The following is a 17,199-nucleotide window of genomic DNA, read 5'->3' as shown; positions in this document are numbered from 1 at the left end:
AGGGTGGGGGAGTGAGTTCACCGATCCTCGCCGCCGTCGTCCTCGCCGCCGGGGGCGGCCGCCGCTACGGGATGCCGAAGGCGCTCGTCGAGTACGGCGGCAGCCTGCTGGTCGAACGCGCGGTGGCGACGGCCCGCGAGGTGTGCGACCCGGTGCTCGTCGTCCTGGGTGCCCAGGCGGTGGACGTCTGGCGGGCGGCCGACCTCTCCGGCGCCACCGTGCTGGCGAACGAGGACTGGGAGACCGGCATGGCCTCCTCGCTGCGCACCGGGCTGGACGGGTTGCGCGGTTATCCCGCCCGCGTCGACGCGGCCCTCGTCACGCTCGTCGACATGCCCGGCATGACGGTCGACGCCCTGCGGCGGATGGCGGAGCACGCCTCCCCGGACGCGCTGGCGGTGGCCACCTACGACGGCGTCCGTGGTCATCCGGTCCTGCTGGGCCGCGAGCACTGGGCGGGGGTGATCGAGACGGCGACCGGCGACGAGGGCGCGCGCCGGTATCTCGCCGCGCACGACGTCAGCGAGGTCGACTGCACCGGCCTGGCCGATCCGGCCGACCTCGACGTCCCGCCACCCGGGGTACCTTCGGCCCCGTGATCGCCCGGGTCGTCGATGCGCCGCTCTCCGTCGCCGAGCACGAGGACGCGGTCGCGGACAAGGCGGCCGGTGCGGTCGTCTCGTTCGCCGGCGTCGTCCGCGACCACGACGGCGGCCGCTCGGTGACCGAGCTCGAGTACGTCGGCCACCCGAGCGCGGCCGACGTCATCACCGAGCTGGCCGAGGAGTTCGCGGCCCGTCCCGGCGTGCACGCCGTCGCCGTCAGCCACCGCATCGGCCTGCTCGGCATCGGCGACGTCGCCCTGGCCTGCGCGGTCAGCACGTCGCACCGCGGCGAGGCGTTCACCGCCTGCGCCGAACTCGTCGACGAGGTGAAGAAACGGCTGCCGATCTGGAAGCGGCAGGTCTTCACCGACGGCGAGGAGGAGTGGGTGGCCTGCCCCTGAACCCCGTCGTCTGCCCCTGAGTCCTTCAGCGGGCCGCCGGCGGGGGCCCGCTGACCCGCTCAACCCGCGCCGGCGCCCGGCTGCCGGTCGTCGAAGGTCGCCAGGAGGGTGCTCAGCATGCGCGCTGACGTCTCCACCAGCGGGAGGTCACGGGCTGCACTGCGCGGCCTGGCGCGGAAGGCCACGGCGCACAGCGTCCCGTGCAGCTGCCCCTCGCGGGTGACGAGCGGCACGCCGATGTAGGCGGCGACGTCCTGGATCAGCCCGGTGGTGCGGCTGGCGTACTCCGGGACGGCGGCGGTGACGGTGGCCACCCGCGGCGCCCGGCCCTCGATCATCTGCCGGCAGAAGCTGCGCTCCCACGCCAGCTCGGTACCCGGCCGCACCGCGCCGTCGGGGTGGGCGTGCACCACCCGTTGCACGTCATCCTCGACGTGGGTCACCAGCCACACGTCCCAGCCGAGGTAGTCGTGCAGGAAGCGGAGGGTGCCCCGGGCCGCGGCGTCCCAGTCGCGCCACGGTGCCACGTCGGCGATCCCTGCCGGAACCATGCCGATCGGTATTCCCTGCGCGGCCCCTGGCCAATCGCCGTCGAGGGATCAGCGCGCGCCGGCGAGTCCGTCGTCGTCCTGTCCCTCGGCCCGCTCGAGCTCGGACTCCTGGGCCTCGGCCTCCAGCCGGCGCGCCTCGCCGTCGACCTGCGCCGCCGCATCGCCGTGGGACTCGCCGTACAGCTGTTCGGCGCGGCCGTACAGCTCCTCGGCCTTGGCCTTCACCTTGTCGAAGATGCTCATGGGCCCCATCCTCGCGGGCCGATCAGCCCACGGCCAGACGGTTCTGCTCCCGGGCCTGTCAGCCTCCGGGCACATGGGTCGGCTTCCGCGGCCCGGTCCGCTCCTCGCTCGTTCCTCGCTGCGATGCTCCCGGGTCTGTCAGCCTCCGGGCACATGGGTCGGCTTCCGCGGCCCGGTCCGCTCCTCGCTCGTTCCTCGCTGCGATGCTCCCGGGCCTGTCAGCCTCCGGGCACATGGGTCGGCTTCCGCGGCCCGGTCCGCTCCTCGCTCGTTCCTCGCTGCGATGCTCCCGGGCCTGTCAGCCTCCGGCGAAGGGCGGCAGCACGTCCACCACCGAGCCCGGTGCCAGCGCCGTCGCCCGGTCGCGGGTCTGGGTGCCGTCGACGAGGAACGAGCAGGCGGTGAGCACCCGCTCGAGCCGCTCGCCGTGGTCGGCGACGATCTGCCCGACCAGCTGGTCGAGGGAGGCCGCGTCGCGGGTCTCGGTGTCCACACCGGAGGCGGCGCGGGCGCCGGCGAAGTAGCGCACGGTCACGGTGGTGGCCCTCACCGGGGTGGTGGGGTGGGTGGACAACTCAGCCCCCGATGGCCGACATCGGCCGGTTCGGCTGCAGGAAGCTCGGGTCGTCGATCCCGTGGCCGGGCAGTTTGCCGAGGGTGGCGATCCGCCAGCGGTCGGCCAACTCGGCGTCGGTGGCGCCGTCGCGCAGCGCCGTCCGCAGGTCCGACTCCTCCCGGGCGAACAGGCAGTTGCGGATCTGCCCGTCGGCGGTGAGCCGGGTGCGGTCGCAGGTGCCGCAGAACGAGCGGGTGACCGAGGCGATGACCCCCACGGTCGACGGGCCGCCGTCGACCAGCCAGCGCTCGGCCGGTGCGGAGCCGCGCTCCTCGGTGTCCGGGGTGAGCGAGTGGGCCGCCGAGAGCCGCTCCAGGATGTCCTCGGCGGTGACCATCTCGCCGCGGGTCCACGCGTGGTGGGCGTCCAGCGGCATCTGCTCGATGAACCGCAGCTGGTAACCGTGCTCGAGGCAGTAGTCCAGCAGCGGGACCGCGTCCTCCTCGTTGAGGCCGCGCATCAGGACGGCGTTCACCTTGACCGGGGTCAGCCCGGCGTCGCGGGCGGCGGCCAGGCCGGCCAGCACGTCGTCGAGCCGGTCGCGGTGGGTCAGCTGCTTGAACCGTGTCCGGTCGATGGTGTCGAGGCTGACGTTGATCCGGTCCAGGCCCGCCTCGGCCAGCGCAGGCGCCACCCGGGAGAGCCCGATGGCGTTCGTGGTCAGGCTCACCTCGGGCCGCGGCGAGAGCGCCGTGGCGGCGGCGACGATGCCGACCAGCCCGGGCCGCAGCAGCGGCTCCCCGCCGGTGAAGCGCACCTCGCGGATGCCCAGCTCCTCGACGCCGATGCGCACGAGCCGGCCGATCTCGTCGTCGGTGAGGACCTCGGTCTTGGGCAGCCAGTCCAGGCCCTCCGGCGGCATGCAGTAGGTGCAGCGCAGATTGCAGCGGTCGGTCAGCGACACCCGCAGGTCGGTGGCGGTGCGGCCGTAGCGGTCGACCAGACCGCCGCTGCCCGGGGCAGGCGCGGCCGGGTCGCGCCGGACCGTGGGGTCGGGGAGCGCGGCGCTGGTCATGGCCCGAATGTAGCCGCGCCCTGCGACGGGCGCGGGCCGGCGGGGCGCGGCGGCGTTGCTACCGTCGCGGTCGCCACCCGAGAGACCGGCGGAGGACGTCCCGCACTCGCCCGTGGCCAGGAAGCGCGAGAGAGCCGTGTCCGCCGGAACCGTCTTCAGTCCCTACACCCGGCTGTTCGCCGTCCCCGGCGCGGCCTCCTTCTCCCTGGCGGGCTGGGTCGGCCGGCTCCCGGCACCCATGCTGGGCCTCGGCGCGGTCCTGCTGGTCGAGCAGGAGACCGGCAGCTACGGCCTCGCCGGCGCCGTCTCCGGCACGCTGGCGCTCAGCTACGGCGTGGCCGGGCCGCAGTGGGCCCGGGCCATGGACCGGCGGGGCCAGGGGCCGGTGCTGCGCGTGGCGATGGCCGCGTTCCTGATCACCGGCGTGGCCTTCGTCGCGGCGGTCGTCGCCGGCGGGCCGGGGTGGAGCTGGTTCCTGCTCGCCGCCGCCGTCGGTGGCAGCAGCCCGAACATCGGTTCCCTCGTCCGGGCCCGCTGGTCGGCGGTGCTGGACCCCGCCGGCCGGCAGACCGCCTTCGCCTTCGAGGCGGTCGCCGACGAGGTGGTGTTCGTCATCGGCCCGGTGCTGGTGACCCTGCTCGCGACCCTGGTCGCACCGCCGGTCGGTTTCCTCACCGGCGTGGTCCTCGGCGCGGTCGGCGGCCTGTGGCTGTCGGCGCTGCGCGACACCGATCCGCCGGGGCACCCGCTGCGGGCCGACACGCCGACCCGGCGGTGGGCGGTGCTCACGCCCACGCTGCTGGTCGTCGTCGTCACGTACCTGGGCGTGGGCACGGTGTTCGGTGCGATCGACGTCGTGGTGGTGGGCTTCGCCGAGGCGGAGGGAGCGCAGGCGCTCGCCGGGGCGGTGCTGGCCGTCTTCGCCGGTGGGAGCCTGGTCGCCGGGCTGGCCTACGGGCTGGTCCGCCTGCCTGGCACGCTGGCCGCTCGGTTCGTGGGGACGACGGTGGCCTTCGGGCTGGCCGCGCAGCTGCTGTGGGGCGTCGGTTCCCTGCCGGTGCTCATCGGCTGCGGGTTCCTCGCCGGGCTGACGATCGCGCCGGTGCTGGTCTCGGGCACCTCGCTCGTGGAGTCCCGCGTCGCTCCCGGGATGCTCACCGAGTCCCTGGCCTGGACCATCTCGGGCCTCACGCTGGGCGTGACCCTGGGATCCGCGCTGGCCGGCGCAGCCGTGGACGCCTGGGGCGCCCAGGCGGCCTTCGCCGTGCCCGCCTGGGCGGCGGCCGCGGCGGCCCTGCTGGCCCTCGTCGGGAGCCGGGCCGTCCGGGCGCGGCCGGACACCGGCGTCCCGGGCGTCGTCCGGGTTGAGCGGCCGATCGACGGGTAGGCGGACCGGAGGCCGATCGCGCGCAACCGATCGCGCGGCGCCCCCCGAGCGGAAGGAATGCCTGTGGCTGCAACGCCCGCCCCCGGAGTGCCCACCATCGCCCTCAACAACGGTGTCGAGATCCCCCAGCTGGGCTTCGGCGTCTTCCAGATCCCGCCGGACCAGACGGTCGAGGCGACCCGGACCGCCCTGGAGATCGGCTACCGGCACATCGACACCGCCCAGATGTACGGCAACGAGGCCGAGGTCGGGCAGGCGGTGCGGGAGTCGGGCCTGGACCGGGGCGAGGTCTTCGTCACGAGCAAGCTCAACAACAACCGGCTCGAGCGCGACGACATCCTGCGCTCGTTCGACCGGAGCCTGTCCGACATGGGCTTCGACCACCTGGACCTGTTCCTCATCCACTGGCCGCTGCCGGCCGCCAGCGACTACGTGGCGCGGTGGAAGGTGATGGAGGAGATCTACGCCAGCGGCCGGGCCAAGGCCATCGGCGTCTCCAACTTCAACCCGCACCACCTGCGGAACCTGTTCGCGTCCTCGGAGACCAGGCCGGCGGTCAACCAGATCGAGGTCCACCCGTACCTGACCCAGGACGACGTGCGCGCCTTCGACGCCGACCACGAGATCGTCACCGAGGCCTGGGCACCGATCGCCAAGGGCAAGGTCACCGGCGAGCCGGTGATCGGGCGGATCGCCGAGCAGCTCGGGAGGACCGCGGCCCAGGTGACGCTGCGCTGGCACATCCAGCGCGGCGACGTCGTCTTCCCCAAGTCGGTCACCCGCAGCCGGGTCGAGGAGAACTTCGCAATCTTCGACTTCGAGCTCGACACCCAGCAGATGGGTGCGATCACCGCGCTCGGCCGCGGCGAGCGCACCGGTCCGGACCCGGACGGCTTCAACTGGATCCCCGGCTGAGCCGACGCGTGGGCCGCATGGCGATCGCCTTACGGACTCCTTACGGCGGGCGCCGGATCGTTTCCCGGGGCCCTCCCCGGACACCCCTGCAGGGTCCGCAGCAACGGGAAGCCTGCAGAGGAGAACCACGATGATCGACACCGCCAGCATCGCGGAACTGGGCCATCGCGACGTCTACGACGCCACCGGCAGCCGGATCGGCGAGACCTCCGAGGTCTACCTGGACGACGCGACCGGCATGCCGGAGTGGGTGACGGTCACGACCGGGCTCTTCGGCACCAAGGAGTCCTTCGTCCCGCTGCGGGACGCCGAGCTCACCACCGACGGGCTGCGGGTCCCGGTGGCCAAGGACGTCGTGAAGGACGCCCCGAAGATCGATCCGGACGGCCGGCTGTCACCTGCCGAGGAGCGGGAGCTCTACCGGTACTACGGGCTCGAGCGGGACGTCGTGGCGGAGTCGGCCCCGCGCACGGCGACCGAGCCCGCGCACCCGGTCGACGCCGTGCGGCTCGAGGTGACCGACGACGTGGTGGTCGCGCGGGACGAGGCCCACGACGACGACCGGGTGGCCGCGCCGCCTGCGGAGAAGCCGCTGCTGCGCCGCTACGACGAGCGCTGACGCTTCCCGCGATCCTTGCCACAGGTGTGGCATGGCCCGGCGCGCGGCGGCGGAGCCGCGGTCGCGGGGGCGCGCCTGGGGATCGGCGCCGCCTGGCTGGCCCGCCTCCTGCTGTTCGCGGTCGGTGGTGTGCTGGTCCTGGTCGCGACCCTGACCGCGACCGCGCTCGCACTGGCCGACGCCCGGCCCGACCTGGCGACGCTCGCCGCGATCGGGGCGGCGCCGCACACCCGCCGGTTCATCGCCATGGGCTCCGCGGCGGTGACCGGCGTGGGGGGCGCCCTGCTCGGCCTGCTCGTCGGCTTCGCACCGGGCGTCGCCGTCGCCTACCCGTTGACCAGCACCGACTACGGGGCGGGAGCGCGGCCGTTGATCGACGTGCCCTGGCTGCTGCTCGTCGGCATCGCGGTGGCCGTCCCGATCCTAGCCGTGGTGGTCACCGGGCTCACCGTCCGTTCCCGCCTGCCGATGGTGTCCCGCGTCGCGGGCTGAGCCGGTGCTTCCCCTACGTCGCCGGCTGCGCCGCCGTCCCAGGGGAGTCCTGCCCGTCCCGCGATTCCTCCGAGGCGGGGGTGGCGTCCCCGGAACCGGTGCCCCCGGCGGTGACGGCGGGGATCTCCGGCCACGGCGCGTCGGTGCCGTTGCGCGGGATGGCGTCGGGATCGTCGTGCGTCAGAGGCCGCATGGCCGGGCTCACCCTTCTCTTCCCCCGTGCTGGACTGTGGTCCGGAACACAGTGCCCGGTGCGCGGGCGAGTCATTCCCGGAAGCGCTCAATCCGTCGTGACGAAGTCGATCAGCTCCTCGACCCGGCCGATGAGCGCCGGCTCCAGGTCGGTCCAGGTGCGGACACGGGCGAGGATGCGCTGGGCCCACACGTAGCCGGTGTCGTCCTCCCAGCCCAGGCGCCGGCAGACGCCGCCCTTCCAGTCCTCGCCCTTCGGTACGGTCGGCCAGGTCGTGATCCCGACCACCGAGGGCTTCACCGCCTGCCAGATGTCGATGAACGGGTGGCCGACGACGAGCGCGTGCTCGCCGGTGATCTGCTGGGCGATCCGCGTCTCCTTGGACCCGGTCACCAGGTGGTCGACGAGCACGCCGAGCCGACGGCCCGACGACGGGCGGAACTCCCGCACGATCCCCGGCAGGTCGTCGACGCCGTGCAGCGGCTCGACGACGACGCCCTCGATCCGCAAATCGTGGCCCCAGACCTTCTCGACCAGCTCGGCGTCGTGCTTGCCCTCGACGTAGATGCGCCCCTCGCGCGCCACGCGGGCGCGGGCGCCGGCCACGTACGTCGAGCCGGAGGCGCTCCGGGCGGGACCGGCGGGCGCGACGGGCTTCGGCCGGACCAGGACCACGGGCCGGCCCTCCACCCAGAACCCGGGCCCGAGGGGGTAGGCGCGGACGCGGCCGCGGCGGTCCTCGAGGTGGACGACGTCCTTCTCGCAGCGCACCACGGCGCCCACGAACCCCGAACTCGGGTCCTCCACCACCAGGTCGCGCTCGGCCTCCACCTGCGGGCTCGGCTTCTTGACGGTGCGGGGGTGGACCAGGTCGTCGTACGGCGAGCGGGGTGGCATGTCTCCATGCTGAGCACGACGCGCCCGCCGCTCCAGGACGACGCGCCGAGCCGGGGCCGGCGACGACAAGTTCCGTCGGGTGGCGACACGCCCGGCCGGGGCGAAACTCCGGAATGTCACGGCCGATACGGCCGCCGACCCGCCCCGGCCAGCAACCGGGTCGTCCGCGACCAGTACCCCTGTGACCTGCGGTTACACCGGCCGTCGGGTGGTGCGGTGGGTTCCGGTCCCACGGTCGGGCTGCATTGCGCCGACGTGACGATCGAGGGCTGGTCGTTTGTCGTCGCCCATCCCGGTCACCCATCTCCGTGACGAACGCAACCCCGAGCTCAGATAGGAGCGACAAAGACCATGATCGGCACCGAGACCATCAGCCGCGTGATCGGCCAGGACGTCTACGACACCGAGGGCCAGAAGATCGGGTCGGCGTCCGAGGTCTACCTGGACGACGAGACCGGCCAGCCGGAGTGGGTGACGGTTCGCACCGGCCTGTTCGGCACCAAGGAGTCCTTCGTCCCGATCCGGGACGCCGACCTGACCAACGACGGCGTCCGCGTCGCCGTGACCAAGGACCGGGTCAAGGACGCTCCGAAGATCGACGCCGACGGGCACCTGTCCCCGGCGGAGGAGCAGGAGCTCTACCGCTACTACGGCCTGGGCACCGAGCGTCCCGTGGGGATGGTCGAGACCACCGACACCCGCGGCACCGAGACCCGCGGCACCGTCGGCCACGACACCTCCGGCCCGAACACCGACGACGCCATGACCCGCTCCGAGGAGCGGCTCAACGTGGGCACCCGGTCCGAGGAGATCGGCCGCGCCCGGCTGCGCAAGTACGTCGTGAGCGAGAACGTCACCGAGACCGTCCCCGTGACGCGGGAAGAGGTGCGGGTGGAGCGCGAGCCCATCACCGACGCCAACGTCGGTCGCGCCACGGACGGCCCGGCGATCAGCGAGGAGGAGCACGAGGTCACCCTCCACGCGGAGCGCCCGGTGGCGGAGAAGGAGGCCGTGCCGGTCGAGCGCGTCCGCCTCGACAAGACCACGGTCACCGACCAGGAGCAGGTCTCGGCCGACGTGCGCAAGGAAGAGATCGAGACCGAAGGCGGGGACGACGCCCGTCGCATGTGACCCACCCCCCGGCGTCCGCGCCGGGAGCCGACGCACGGCGGCCGACCGAGACCAGACTCCGGTCGGCCGCCGTTGTCGTGCGCGGGAGAGCTCAGTCGCCGAGGCAGGCGGCGAGCGCGCCCACCATCAGCGGGACGTCGAGCGCGGAGGCGAGTTCCCGGCAGGAGTGCATGGCCAGCATGGGTGCCCCGATGTCGACGGTCGCGATCCCCAGCCGGGTCGCCGTCAGCGGGCCGATGGTGCTGCCGCACGGCAGGTCGGCGCGGGTGACGAACCCCTGCACCGGCACCGACGCGTCCGCGCACCGCTCGGTGAACCAGCCGCCGGTGGCGGCATCCGTCGCATAGGCCTGGTTCGCGTTCACCTTGAGCACGGGCCCGCCCCCGAGCTGCGGCTGGTGGGCCGGCTCGTGCCGGTCGGCGCGGGTGGGGTGCACGGCGTGGGCCATGTCGGCCGAGACGAGCACGGAGCGGGCGAGGGCGCGGTGCGCCGCCTGCGGGTCGGCCGGGTCGGTCACCGCGGCCAGCCGCCGGACGACGTCCTCGAGGAAACTGCCGCGCGCACCGGCCATCGAGCCGCTGCCCACCTCCTCGTGGTCGTTGCAGACCAGCACCTGGGTCCGCTCGCCGGCGGGCGCGGACAGCAGGGCCAGCAGCCCGGAGTGGCAGCAGGCCAGGTCGTCCAGCCGGGGTGCGGCCACCCAGCTGCCGTCGGCGCCGGCCCGCGCGGCCGGCTGGGTGTCGGCCAGCACCAGGTCGTGACCGACGACGTCGTCGGCGGCGACGCCGGCGGTGTCGGCCAGCGCAACCATCAGCCCCGGCTCGTCGGCCAGGTCGCGCGACCAGACCGGCACCAGGTGCCGCTGCGGGTCGAGCGTCAGCCCTTCGCGGACCGAGCGGTCGAGGTGGATGGCCAGCGAGGGCAGCCGCAGCGGCGCGCCGGGCAGCCGCACGAGGGCGGTGGCGCCACCACGCAGCACCAGCCGCCCGGCCACGGTCAGCTCCCGGTCCAGCCAGGTGTGCCACAGGCCGCCGCCGTAGGGCTCCACGCCGACCAGCCGGTACCCGGCCTGCCGGACGTCGGAGCGGGGCCGCACCTTGAACGTGGGGGAGTCGGTGTGCGCGCCCACCAGCCGCATCCCGGCCTCGGCCAGCGGGGCGCTGCCCATCCGGAAGGCGACCAGGCTGCCGTGCCGGACCACGAAGTGCTGACCACCGGGGGACGGCGCCCAGGCGTCGCCCTCGGCCAGCTCGGTGAAGCCGGAGGCACGGAGCCGGCGCACCAGCTCGGCGACCGCGTGCGCGGGGGACGGGGAGGCGTCGACGAACGCGCGCAGGTCGTCGCCGAGGGCGAGCTCGTCGGGAGAGGCGGCATCCGGCGTCGGCATGCGGCCATCGTGCCCGACGCCTGCGGCACGGGGCGTGCGCGGGAGGAACCACGCAGGTGGGATGCTCGCGGTGTGAGCGAGCACACGGTCCCCGGCAGCCCTGACGAGCTGGCCGCAGCGCTCGACGCGACCGGGTACCTGCCCGACCAGGGTCTGGCCACCGCCGCCTACCTGGCCCTGGTCATGCACCGCCCGCTGTTCCTGGAGGGCGAGGCCGGCGTCGGCAAGACGGCGCTGGCCCAGGCGCTGGCGCAGATCACCGGCCGGCCGATCTACCGGCTGCAGTGCTACGAGGGGCTGGAGGCCAGCCAGGCGCTCTACGACTGGGACTTCGGCCGCCAGCTGCTGCACCTGCGCGCCGCGGAGGCCGCCCACGCGGCCGACGACCCCGCGCGGCTGGAGGCCTCCCTCTACGACCGCCGGTTCCTGCTGGCCCGGCCGCTGCTGCAGGCGCTGGAGGACTCCCCGAGCGTGCTGCTGATCGACGAGGTCGACCGCGCCGACGACGAGTTCGAGGCCTTCCTGCTGGAGGTGCTGAGCGACTTCACCATCTCCATCCCCGAGCTCGGCACCGTGCGGGCGCAGACACCGCCGCTGGTGGTGCTGACGTCCAACCGCACCCGCGAGGTGCACGACGCGCTCAAGCGCCGCTGCCTCTACCACTGGCTGGCCCACCCCGACTTCGACCGCGAGGTGGCGATCCTGCGCCGCCGGCTGCCGGAGGTCACCGAGCAGCTCGCGCACCAGGTGGCCCGGGCGACGGCGACGCTGCGCACCCTGGACCTGCTCAAGCCGCCCGGGGTCGCCGAGTCCATGGACTGGGCGACGGCGCTGCACACCCTGGGCGCCCGCGAGCTCGACCCGGACCTCGCGGCGCGCACGCTCGGCGCGGTGCTGAAGTACCGGGAGGACACCGAGCGGGTGCAGTTCCTGCGTCCGGAGGCCCTCTTCGGTGGCTGAACTCGTCGGCGCCTCGGGCATAGGAGGCTTTGCTCCCGAGAACGGGGCCCGGGACGTAGGTAAAGCCTCCTATGCCGGGGGGCCGGGGCGCGACGTCGTCGACACCGTGCTGGGCTTCGCGCGCACGCTCCGGCACGCCGGGGTCGGCGCCTCCCCGGACCGGGTGGAGGCGATGCTCGCTGCGCTCGGGCACCTGGACGTGCTGGACCCGGCGGCGGTCTACTGGGCCGGCCGGCTGACCCTCTGCGCCGGGCCCGACGACCTGGACCGCTACGACGTCGCCTTCCTCGCGTGGTTCTCCGGGCAGCGCGCCCGGACCCCGCGCCCCGCCGCCCAGCCGGAGGTCCGGCTGGCCGCGAGCGCGCCGCTGGACGCCGGGACCGGCGAGGGCGACGACGACAGCGACGCCCCCGACCTGGCGGCGCAGGCCAGCGCCGACGAGGTGCTGCGCCACCGGGACGTCGCCGGGCTGACCGACGCCGAGCGGGCGCACCTGCGCCGGCTGTTCGCGCTGCTCGTGCCGGCGTCGCCGATGCGCCGGGCCCGGCGCCGGCGGCCGGCCATCCACGGCGCCGTCCATCCCGGCCGCACGGTGCGGCGGGCGCTGCGGGACGGCGGCGAGGTGAGCCGGCTGATGCACCGCCGGGCGCGCCCGCGCCCCCGCCGGGTGGTGCTGCTGATCGACGTATCCGGCTCGATGACCCCGTACGCCGACGCGCTGCTGCGGTTCGCGCACGCCGCGGTGCGGGCCCGGCCGGCGTCGACCGAGGTGTTCACCATCGGCACCCGGCTGACCCGCGTCACGCGCGAGCTGCGGCTGCGCGATCCCGACCGGGCGCTGGCCGCCGGCGGCCAGGCGATCCCCGACTGGTCCGGCGGCACCCGGCTCGGCGAGGTGCTCAAGGCGTTCCTCGACCGGTGGGGGCAGCGCGGGACGGCGCGGGGCGCGGTGGTCGTCGTCTGCAGCGACGGCTGGGAGCGCGGCGGCACCGACCTGCTGGCCGCGCAGATGGCGCGGCTGCGCCGGCTGGCGCACGCCGTCGTCTGGGTGAACCCGCACAAGGGCCGGACCGGCTACGAGCCGCTCACCGGCGGGATGCAGGCGGCACTGCCGGCGATCGACCACTTCGTCGCCGGGCACAGCATGGCCGCTTTCGAGGAGCTGTCTGGAGTGATCTCGCGTGCGTGACGTACTGGACGACCTGGTGGGCTGGTGGCAGGCGGGGGAGACCGTCGGCATGGGCACGGTGGTGGGCACCTGGCGCTCCGCGCCCCGCCCCGCCGGTGCCTCGATGCTGGTCGGGCCGGACGGCACCGCGGTGGGCAGCGTCTCGGGCGGCTGCGTGGAGGGCGCGGTCTACGAGGAGGCCAAGGACGTCGTCGAGACGGGCGAGCCCACGCTGCGGCGCTACGGCGTCAGCGACGACGACGCCTTCGCCGTCGGGCTGACCTGCGGCGGGATCCTCGACGTGTTCGTGGAGTCGGTCTCCCGGGAGTCGTTCCCGGAGCTCGGTGAGGTCGCCGAGTCGGTGGGCCGGCACGAGCCGGTCGCCGTCGTCACCGTGGTGGCCGGGCCCGACGACCGGCTGGGCCGCCGGCTGGTGGTGTGGCCCGACCGCGCCGCGGGGACGCTCGGCTCGCAGCGCCTGGACGACGCCGTCGCCGACGACGCCCGCGGCATGCTCGCCGCCGGGCGCACAGCCCTGCTGCACGTGGGCCACGACGGGGAGCGGCGCGGCGACGACCTGACGCTCTTCGTGAACTCGTTCGCGCCGGCGGCCCGCATGGTGGTGTTCGGCGCGATCGACTTCGCCGCCGCAGTTGCCCGGGTGGGGGCGTTCCTCGGCTACCGGGTGACCGTCTGCGACGCCCGCCCGGTGTTCGCCACCCCGAAGCGGTTCCCGGAGGCGCACGAGGTGGTGGTCGAGTGGCCGCACCGCTACCTGCAGGGTGAGCTCGACGGCGGGCGGATCGACGAGCGCACCGTGCTGTGCGTGCTCACCCACGACCCGAAGTTCGACGTCCCGCTGCTGGAGGTCGCGCTGCGCGCGCCGGTCGCCTACGTGGGGGCGATGGGCTCCCGCCGGACGCACGACGAACGCCTGGACCGGCTGCGCGAGGCGGGGCTCACGGCCGACGAGCTCGGCCGGCTGTCCTCGCCGATCGGGCTGGACCTGGGCGCACGCACACCGGAGGAGACCGCGGTCTCGATCGCCGCGGAGATCATCCAGGGCCGGTGGGGCGGTAGCGGCCGGCGGCTGGCCGCCATCGACGGGCCCATCCACCGGACGGCCGACCGCTGAGCCACTCCGAGCTCCCCTACCGGTACGACGTCGAGATCGTCGCAATGCTGGCCTCCCCGGAGCACCGCTACGCCGGCCGGCCCGGGACGACCGTGCCGGACCGGGCGGCCGATCGGCGGATCCGGCTGGAGGTCCGCGCGGGCGTGGGCATCGTGGGCGACCGCTACGCCGGGAGGCCGGCGCACCGCGACGCCCAGGTGACCGTGCTGGCCGTCGAGTCGCTGGAGTCGCTCGCGGGGGAGCTGGGTGCCGCGCCGTTCGACCCGCTGCTCCCCCGGCGGAACGTGGTGCTGCGCGGGGCCGAGGTGGAGGCGTTGCGCGGGCAGGAGTTAGTCCTGGACTGCGGCGCCGGGCCGGTCCTGCTGCGGGGCGGGCGGCCGGCCCATCCCTGCGCGTGGATGGACACGGTGCTCGCGTCCGGCGCCCATCGGGGCCTGCGCGGGCGGGGCGGGGTCCGCTGCGCCGCGCTCTCCGACGGCGTCCTCCGGCTGGGCGCCGCCGTCCTGCGCTCGGCCGTGCCGCTGGACGCCGCCCGCGCCGGCGAGCCCGTCCGGCCCGCGACACGCCGCGGGGCCTGACCGCGCCGACACGCCGGGCGGGCCGGCTGCCGGTCGTTCGGGCCGGCGCACCCGCAGGATCTCCCCGGCCGGACGTACGGGTTCCGGGAACCAGTCCTCCGGGAGGAACTCCATGCGCATCCCCCAGCTCTCCGTGGCCGCGGCCGCGGCGCTCCTGCTCACCGCCTGCGGCAGCGGTCCGCTCGACGGCAGGACCGGCCCCGAGGTCGCCGACGCGGCGGCGGACGCCCTCGAGGAGGCGGGCTCCTTCCACGTCTCCGGCGCCCTGACGTCGGACGGCGAGGAGGGGGAGGTCGACCTGCACGTGCAGGGCGACGACGTCACCGGCTCCATCACCACCGACGGCGTCGAGCTCCAGCTGCTGAGCGTCGACGGTTCGGTGTACCTGCAGGCCCCGCCGGACTTCTGGGCCTCCTTCGGCATGCCGGAGGAGATGGCAGCCGCGTTCGAGGACAAGTGGGTGGTCGTCCCGGGGCAGGCCATGGCCGAGTTCGACGACTTCTCGCTCGACGGTTTCGTGGAGCAGTTCCGCAACCCGGAGAGCGAGGTCCAGGAGGAGGTCACCGAGGACGAGATCGACGGCCAGGAGGTCGTCGTCGTCGAGCAGGAGGACGGCAGCACGCTGTCCGTCGCGAACGACGAGCCGTCCTACCCGGTCCGGATCACCAACGACGGCGACTCCTCCGGCACCGTCACCTTCAGCCGGTTCGGCGAGGAAGAGGACATCTCCGCCCCCTCCGACGTGATCGACCTCATGGAGATGATGGGCGGCGCCTGATCGCCGTCCGTCCGGAACGTGGCGCGCGGCCGGCCGGGATCTGCGGCAGGGCAGACGCCTGCGGGCGCGCACCGCGGAGTGGTGACCGCGGCTTTGCTCCGCGGCGTCACCCGTCAGCCCAGTAGCTCGCGCACGGCCGCGGGCGCCCGGGAGGGGCGGTCCAGCAGGGCGACCCCTCCCCCTCCGGCCGCGGCCAGGGCAGCGCAGGACGCACTCGCCTCCTCCTCGGCCGAGAGGGCCATGACCTGCAGCCGGGCGGGGACGCGGGCCAGCGCCCGCGCGGCGTCGACCGGGTCGGGGCTCTCGGTGGGGAGGCCGTCGGAGAGCAGGAGCACCTGCCGGTCGGCGGCGCGGGAGCGGGCCAGTTGGACCGCGGCGGTCCGCAGTGCCAGCTCCAGGTCGGTCGTGCCCCCGCCACGCAGGTCGCTGAGACGGTCCACGACGAGATCCACCCGGGGGGCGGCCGACAGCGGACGCAGCACGACGGCGCTGGACCAGAACGCGACCACGCCCAGCTCGTCACCGGGTCGCATCGCCTGCGCCAGCGCCGAGGCGGTCAGGATCGCCGTGGCCAGCTGGTCGCCGGCGACCGAGCCGGAGGCGTCGACCAGCAGAACGACGGCCCGCCCGGTGGACCGCCAGCCGCGGGTGTGCAGGTGCTCGGCCCGCCAGTGCGGCTCGGCGCCGCGCGCGGCGAGCGATGCGTCCAGGTCGACATCGGACCCGGTGGGCTCCCGGCGGGTCACCAGTCGGCTGGTGCCCGGTCGGTCCGCGGTGCCGCTCCTCGGGCGCCCGACGGGCAGCCGCGCCGCCAGGGCGCGCGCCGCGGAACGCAGTGCCGGGTCGAAGGCGCGAGCGGCTGCCGCCAGGACGCGCGCCGCTGCATCCGGGTCGCGGGCGGCCAGCTCGGCCACCGCCGCGGCATCCAGCTGCCCCGCCTGCGGCGAGATGGCGTCGAAGTCGGGGTTGCTGCGGGAGAGCTGGTCGCGGCTGGCGCGGTGAGCGACCTGGCTGCGCAGCAGCTGCTCGACCGCGGCGGGATCGCTGACCACCTTCGGCCGCGACCCACCCGGCGGCTCGGTCCCGGGCCCCGGCGGCCCGGGCCCCGGATCGGTGGCCTCGGGCGTCAGGCTTTTCCCAGCTCCTCACCCGCCTGCCGCCAGATGTCGGTGATGACGCCCTCGACCGCCCGGGACGCGCCGTCGCCGAGCGTGACCTTGCCGGTCATGGCGGCCAGCGCCGCGTCCAGGCCGGTGTCCTCCTCGACGGAGCCCGCGTCCCGGACCGCCGCCAGCTCGACGGCGATCAGCACGGTGTCGATCGCGCCGCGCACGGAGGCGCCGATGCGCAGCTCCGGGTGGTCGCGGGTGATCCGGACGGCGCGCACAGCTCTCGCGACGAGCTCGGGCGGCCCGTCGGTGACCGAGGTGACGACGGCGAGCTCGGCGTTCTCGTCCTGGTAACCCATGGCCACCCGGCACGACCTGTCGTAGAGCGCGGGCGTCACCCGAGCGGTGCCGACCGCGTCGAACGGGTTCATTGCCGCGACCAACCGGAAGGTCGGTCGGGCGGTCACCCGGCCGAACCGGGGGACGTGCATCTCGCGCTCGGACAGCACGCCGAGCAGGACGTTCATCGTCTCCTCGGGGACCCGGTTGAACTCCTCGACGTACAGCAGCGCGCCCTCGGCCATGGCACGGGTCAGCGGTCCGGGTACGAAGTTCTCGGGTCGGTAGTCCTCGGTGAGCACCCGGGAGGCGTCATGGTGGCCGACCAGCCGGGTGGGCGTCAGCTCGGCGTTGCCCTCCACCAACACCAGCGGGACGCCGGCACCGTCGGCCAGCGAACGCAGCAGGGTCGTCTTTCCCGTGCCCGGCGGGCCCTCGAGGACGACGTTGCGCCCAGCCGAGAGCGCGGCGGCGACCACCTCGGCCTCGCGGATGCGGGCGACCACGCGTTCCCGGGCCAGCCGCACCATCCCGCCGACGTCCAGGTGGGCGGCCGAGCGGGTGGTGGTCACGTAGTCGTCCTCGCTGTCCGCGCGTCCTGGATCACTTCCGGTGGTCCTGGCTCACCGTCCACCGTGAGCCAGGACCCCCGATGATCAGGTGACCTGATCATCGGGGGC

Annotated in this window: 21 protein-coding genes; 12 read left to right on the top strand and 9 right to left on the bottom strand. The window is 74.6% G+C overall.

From position 1 onward, the window contains the following. Window positions 1-11 precede the first annotated feature (11 nt). Window positions 12-599, top strand: a complete 588-nt coding sequence (locus tag BLASA_RS22075; protein ID WP_014378493.1) for a nucleotidyltransferase family protein — start codon at window positions 12-14, stop codon at window positions 597-599. After that, window positions 596-1,006 (top strand): molybdenum cofactor biosynthesis protein MoaE, encoded by a 411-nt coding sequence (locus tag BLASA_RS22070; protein ID WP_014378492.1) that lies wholly within the window; start codon window positions 596-598, stop codon window positions 1,004-1,006. Before BLASA_RS22075 ends, BLASA_RS22070 begins: the two co-directional genes overlap by 4 nt. Before the next feature lie 59 nt (window positions 1,007-1,065). Here BLASA_RS22070 and BLASA_RS22065 read toward each other — a convergent pair whose 3' ends face one another. The 4 genes from BLASA_RS22065 to moaA form a co-directional block, all read right to left on the bottom strand. After that, window positions 1,066-1,533, bottom strand: a complete 468-nt coding sequence (locus BLASA_RS22065; RefSeq protein ID WP_166486627.1) for a GAF domain-containing protein — start codon at window positions 1,531-1,533, stop codon at window positions 1,066-1,068. 72 nt (window positions 1,534-1,605) lie between these two features. Continuing rightward, entirely contained in the window at window positions 1,606-1,800 is a 195-nt protein-coding gene (locus BLASA_RS22060) for a hypothetical protein (protein ID WP_014378490.1), read from the bottom strand. 298 nt (window positions 1,801-2,098) lie between these two features. Continuing rightward, window positions 2,099-2,350, bottom strand: coding sequence for a MoaD/ThiS family protein (locus tag BLASA_RS22055; protein ID WP_166486626.1), 252 nt, complete (start codon window positions 2,348-2,350; stop codon window positions 2,099-2,101). Between the two features lie 25 nt (window positions 2,351-2,375). Beyond that, the gene (gene moaA / locus BLASA_RS22050; protein ID WP_014378488.1) at window positions 2,376-3,431 is read right to left on the bottom strand and encodes a GTP 3',8-cyclase MoaA; all 1,056 of its coding nucleotides are present in this window, start codon (window positions 3,429-3,431) and stop codon (window positions 2,376-2,378) included. A gap of 136 nt (window positions 3,432-3,567) precedes the next feature. On the opposite strand from moaA, the gene BLASA_RS22045 reads away from it, so the two are divergent. The 4 genes from BLASA_RS22045 to BLASA_RS22030 all read left to right on the top strand — a co-directional run bounded on the left by BLASA_RS22045 (window position 3,568) and on the right by BLASA_RS22030 (window position 6,844). After that, window positions 3,568-4,818 (top strand): MFS transporter, encoded by a 1,251-nt coding sequence (locus BLASA_RS22045; protein WP_014378487.1) that lies wholly within the window; start codon window positions 3,568-3,570, stop codon window positions 4,816-4,818. 63 nt (window positions 4,819-4,881) lie between these two features. After that, window positions 4,882-5,733 (top strand): aldo/keto reductase, encoded by an 852-nt coding sequence (locus tag BLASA_RS22040; protein ID WP_231839510.1) that lies wholly within the window; start codon window positions 4,882-4,884, stop codon window positions 5,731-5,733. A 130-nt stretch (window positions 5,734-5,863) separates the two neighbouring features. Further along, window positions 5,864-6,352, top strand: a complete 489-nt coding sequence (locus BLASA_RS22035) for a PRC-barrel domain-containing protein (protein ID WP_014378485.1) — start codon at window positions 5,864-5,866, stop codon at window positions 6,350-6,352. 24 nt (window positions 6,353-6,376) lie between these two features. Next, window positions 6,377-6,844: an FtsX-like permease family protein gene (locus BLASA_RS22030; RefSeq protein ID WP_014378484.1), complete on the top strand. Its 468-nt coding sequence runs from the start codon at window positions 6,377-6,379 to the stop codon at window positions 6,842-6,844. 13 nt (window positions 6,845-6,857) lie between these two features. Here BLASA_RS22030 and BLASA_RS22025 read toward each other — a convergent pair whose 3' ends face one another. Both BLASA_RS22025 and BLASA_RS22020 read right to left on the bottom strand, forming a co-directional pair. Then, the gene (locus BLASA_RS22025) at window positions 6,858-7,037 is read right to left on the bottom strand and encodes a hypothetical protein (RefSeq protein WP_014378483.1); all 180 of its coding nucleotides are present in this window, start codon (window positions 7,035-7,037) and stop codon (window positions 6,858-6,860) included. An 87-nt stretch (window positions 7,038-7,124) separates the two neighbouring features. Continuing rightward, on the bottom strand, window positions 7,125-7,934 hold the full coding sequence (locus BLASA_RS22020) for a DUF3097 domain-containing protein (protein ID WP_014378482.1): 810 nt from the start codon (window positions 7,932-7,934) through the stop codon (window positions 7,125-7,127). 351 nt (window positions 7,935-8,285) lie between these two features. Between BLASA_RS22020 and BLASA_RS22015 the strand changes: the two genes are divergently transcribed. Beyond that, window positions 8,286-9,065: a DUF2382 domain-containing protein gene (locus BLASA_RS22015; protein WP_014378481.1), complete on the top strand. Its 780-nt coding sequence runs from the start codon at window positions 8,286-8,288 to the stop codon at window positions 9,063-9,065. A gap of 91 nt (window positions 9,066-9,156) precedes the next feature. Here BLASA_RS22015 and BLASA_RS22010 read toward each other — a convergent pair whose 3' ends face one another. Beyond that, on the bottom strand, window positions 9,157-10,452 hold the full coding sequence (locus BLASA_RS22010; RefSeq protein ID WP_014378480.1) for a M18 family aminopeptidase: 1,296 nt from the start codon (window positions 10,450-10,452) through the stop codon (window positions 9,157-9,159). Between the two features lie 72 nt (window positions 10,453-10,524). Here BLASA_RS22010 and BLASA_RS22005 point away from each other — a divergent pair, with 72 nt between their 5' ends. From BLASA_RS22005 to BLASA_RS21985, 5 genes are all read left to right on the top strand, one after another. Further along, on the top strand, window positions 10,525-11,412 hold the full coding sequence (locus BLASA_RS22005) for an AAA family ATPase (protein WP_014378479.1): 888 nt from the start codon (window positions 10,525-10,527) through the stop codon (window positions 11,410-11,412). Next, window positions 11,405-12,601, top strand: a complete 1,197-nt coding sequence (locus tag BLASA_RS22000) for a vWA domain-containing protein (RefSeq protein WP_014378478.1) — start codon at window positions 11,405-11,407, stop codon at window positions 12,599-12,601. Before BLASA_RS22005 ends, BLASA_RS22000 begins: the two co-directional genes overlap by 8 nt. Further along, the gene (locus tag BLASA_RS21995) at window positions 12,594-13,715 is read left to right on the top strand and encodes an XdhC family protein (protein WP_014378477.1); all 1,122 of its coding nucleotides are present in this window, start codon (window positions 12,594-12,596) and stop codon (window positions 13,713-13,715) included. Before BLASA_RS22000 ends, BLASA_RS21995 begins: the two co-directional genes overlap by 8 nt. A gap of 44 nt (window positions 13,716-13,759) precedes the next feature. Next, entirely contained in the window at window positions 13,760-14,293 is a 534-nt protein-coding gene (locus tag BLASA_RS21990) for an MOSC domain-containing protein (protein WP_014378476.1), read from the top strand. A 112-nt stretch (window positions 14,294-14,405) separates the two neighbouring features. Beyond that, window positions 14,406-15,071: a hypothetical protein gene (locus tag BLASA_RS21985; protein WP_014378475.1), complete on the top strand. Its 666-nt coding sequence runs from the start codon at window positions 14,406-14,408 to the stop codon at window positions 15,069-15,071. A gap of 113 nt (window positions 15,072-15,184) precedes the next feature. On the opposite strand, the gene BLASA_RS21980 is transcribed toward BLASA_RS21985, so the two are convergent. Together BLASA_RS21980 and BLASA_RS21975 are read right to left on the bottom strand one after the other, a co-directional pair. Continuing rightward, window positions 15,185-16,123, bottom strand: a complete 939-nt coding sequence (locus BLASA_RS21980) for a vWA domain-containing protein (RefSeq protein ID WP_014378474.1) — start codon at window positions 16,121-16,123, stop codon at window positions 15,185-15,187. Between the two features lie 74 nt (window positions 16,124-16,197). Next, complete coding sequence (locus BLASA_RS21975) at window positions 16,198-17,091, bottom strand: AAA family ATPase (protein ID WP_014378473.1); 894 nt, start codon at window positions 17,089-17,091, stop codon at window positions 16,198-16,200. Window positions 17,092-17,199: the final 108 nt, after the last annotated feature.

Source organism: Blastococcus saxobsidens DD2 (assembly GCF_000284015.1).
Classification (GTDB): Bacteria; Actinomycetota; Actinomycetes; order Mycobacteriales; family Geodermatophilaceae; genus Blastococcus; species Blastococcus saxobsidens_A.
This window is presented reverse-complemented; position numbering and strand designations above follow the sequence as displayed.

Coding starts and splice junctions, on each gene's coding strand:
- BLASA_RS22060 (WP_014378490.1), bottom strand. CDS start 1,800: ATGAGCATCTTCGACAAGGTGAAGGCCAAGGCCGAGGAGCTGTACGGC.
- moaA (WP_014378488.1), bottom strand. CDS start 3,431: ATGACCAGCGCCGCGCTCCCCGACCCCACGGTCCGGCGCGACCCGGCC.
- BLASA_RS22035 (WP_014378485.1), top strand. CDS start 5,864: ATGATCGACACCGCCAGCATCGCGGAACTGGGCCATCGCGACGTCTAC.
- BLASA_RS22025 (WP_014378483.1), bottom strand. CDS start 7,037: ATGCGGCCTCTGACGCACGACGATCCCGACGCCATCCCGCGCAACGGC.
- BLASA_RS22020 (WP_014378482.1), bottom strand. CDS start 7,934: ATGCCACCCCGCTCGCCGTACGACGACCTGGTCCACCCCCGCACCGTC.
- BLASA_RS22015 (WP_014378481.1), top strand. CDS start 8,286: ATGATCGGCACCGAGACCATCAGCCGCGTGATCGGCCAGGACGTCTAC.
- BLASA_RS22010 (WP_014378480.1), bottom strand. CDS start 10,452: ATGCCGACGCCGGATGCCGCCTCTCCCGACGAGCTCGCCCTCGGCGAC.
- BLASA_RS21990 (WP_014378476.1), top strand. CDS start 13,760: ATGCTGGCCTCCCCGGAGCACCGCTACGCCGGCCGGCCCGGGACGACC.
- BLASA_RS21985 (WP_014378475.1), top strand. CDS start 14,406: ATGCGCATCCCCCAGCTCTCCGTGGCCGCGGCCGCGGCGCTCCTGCTC.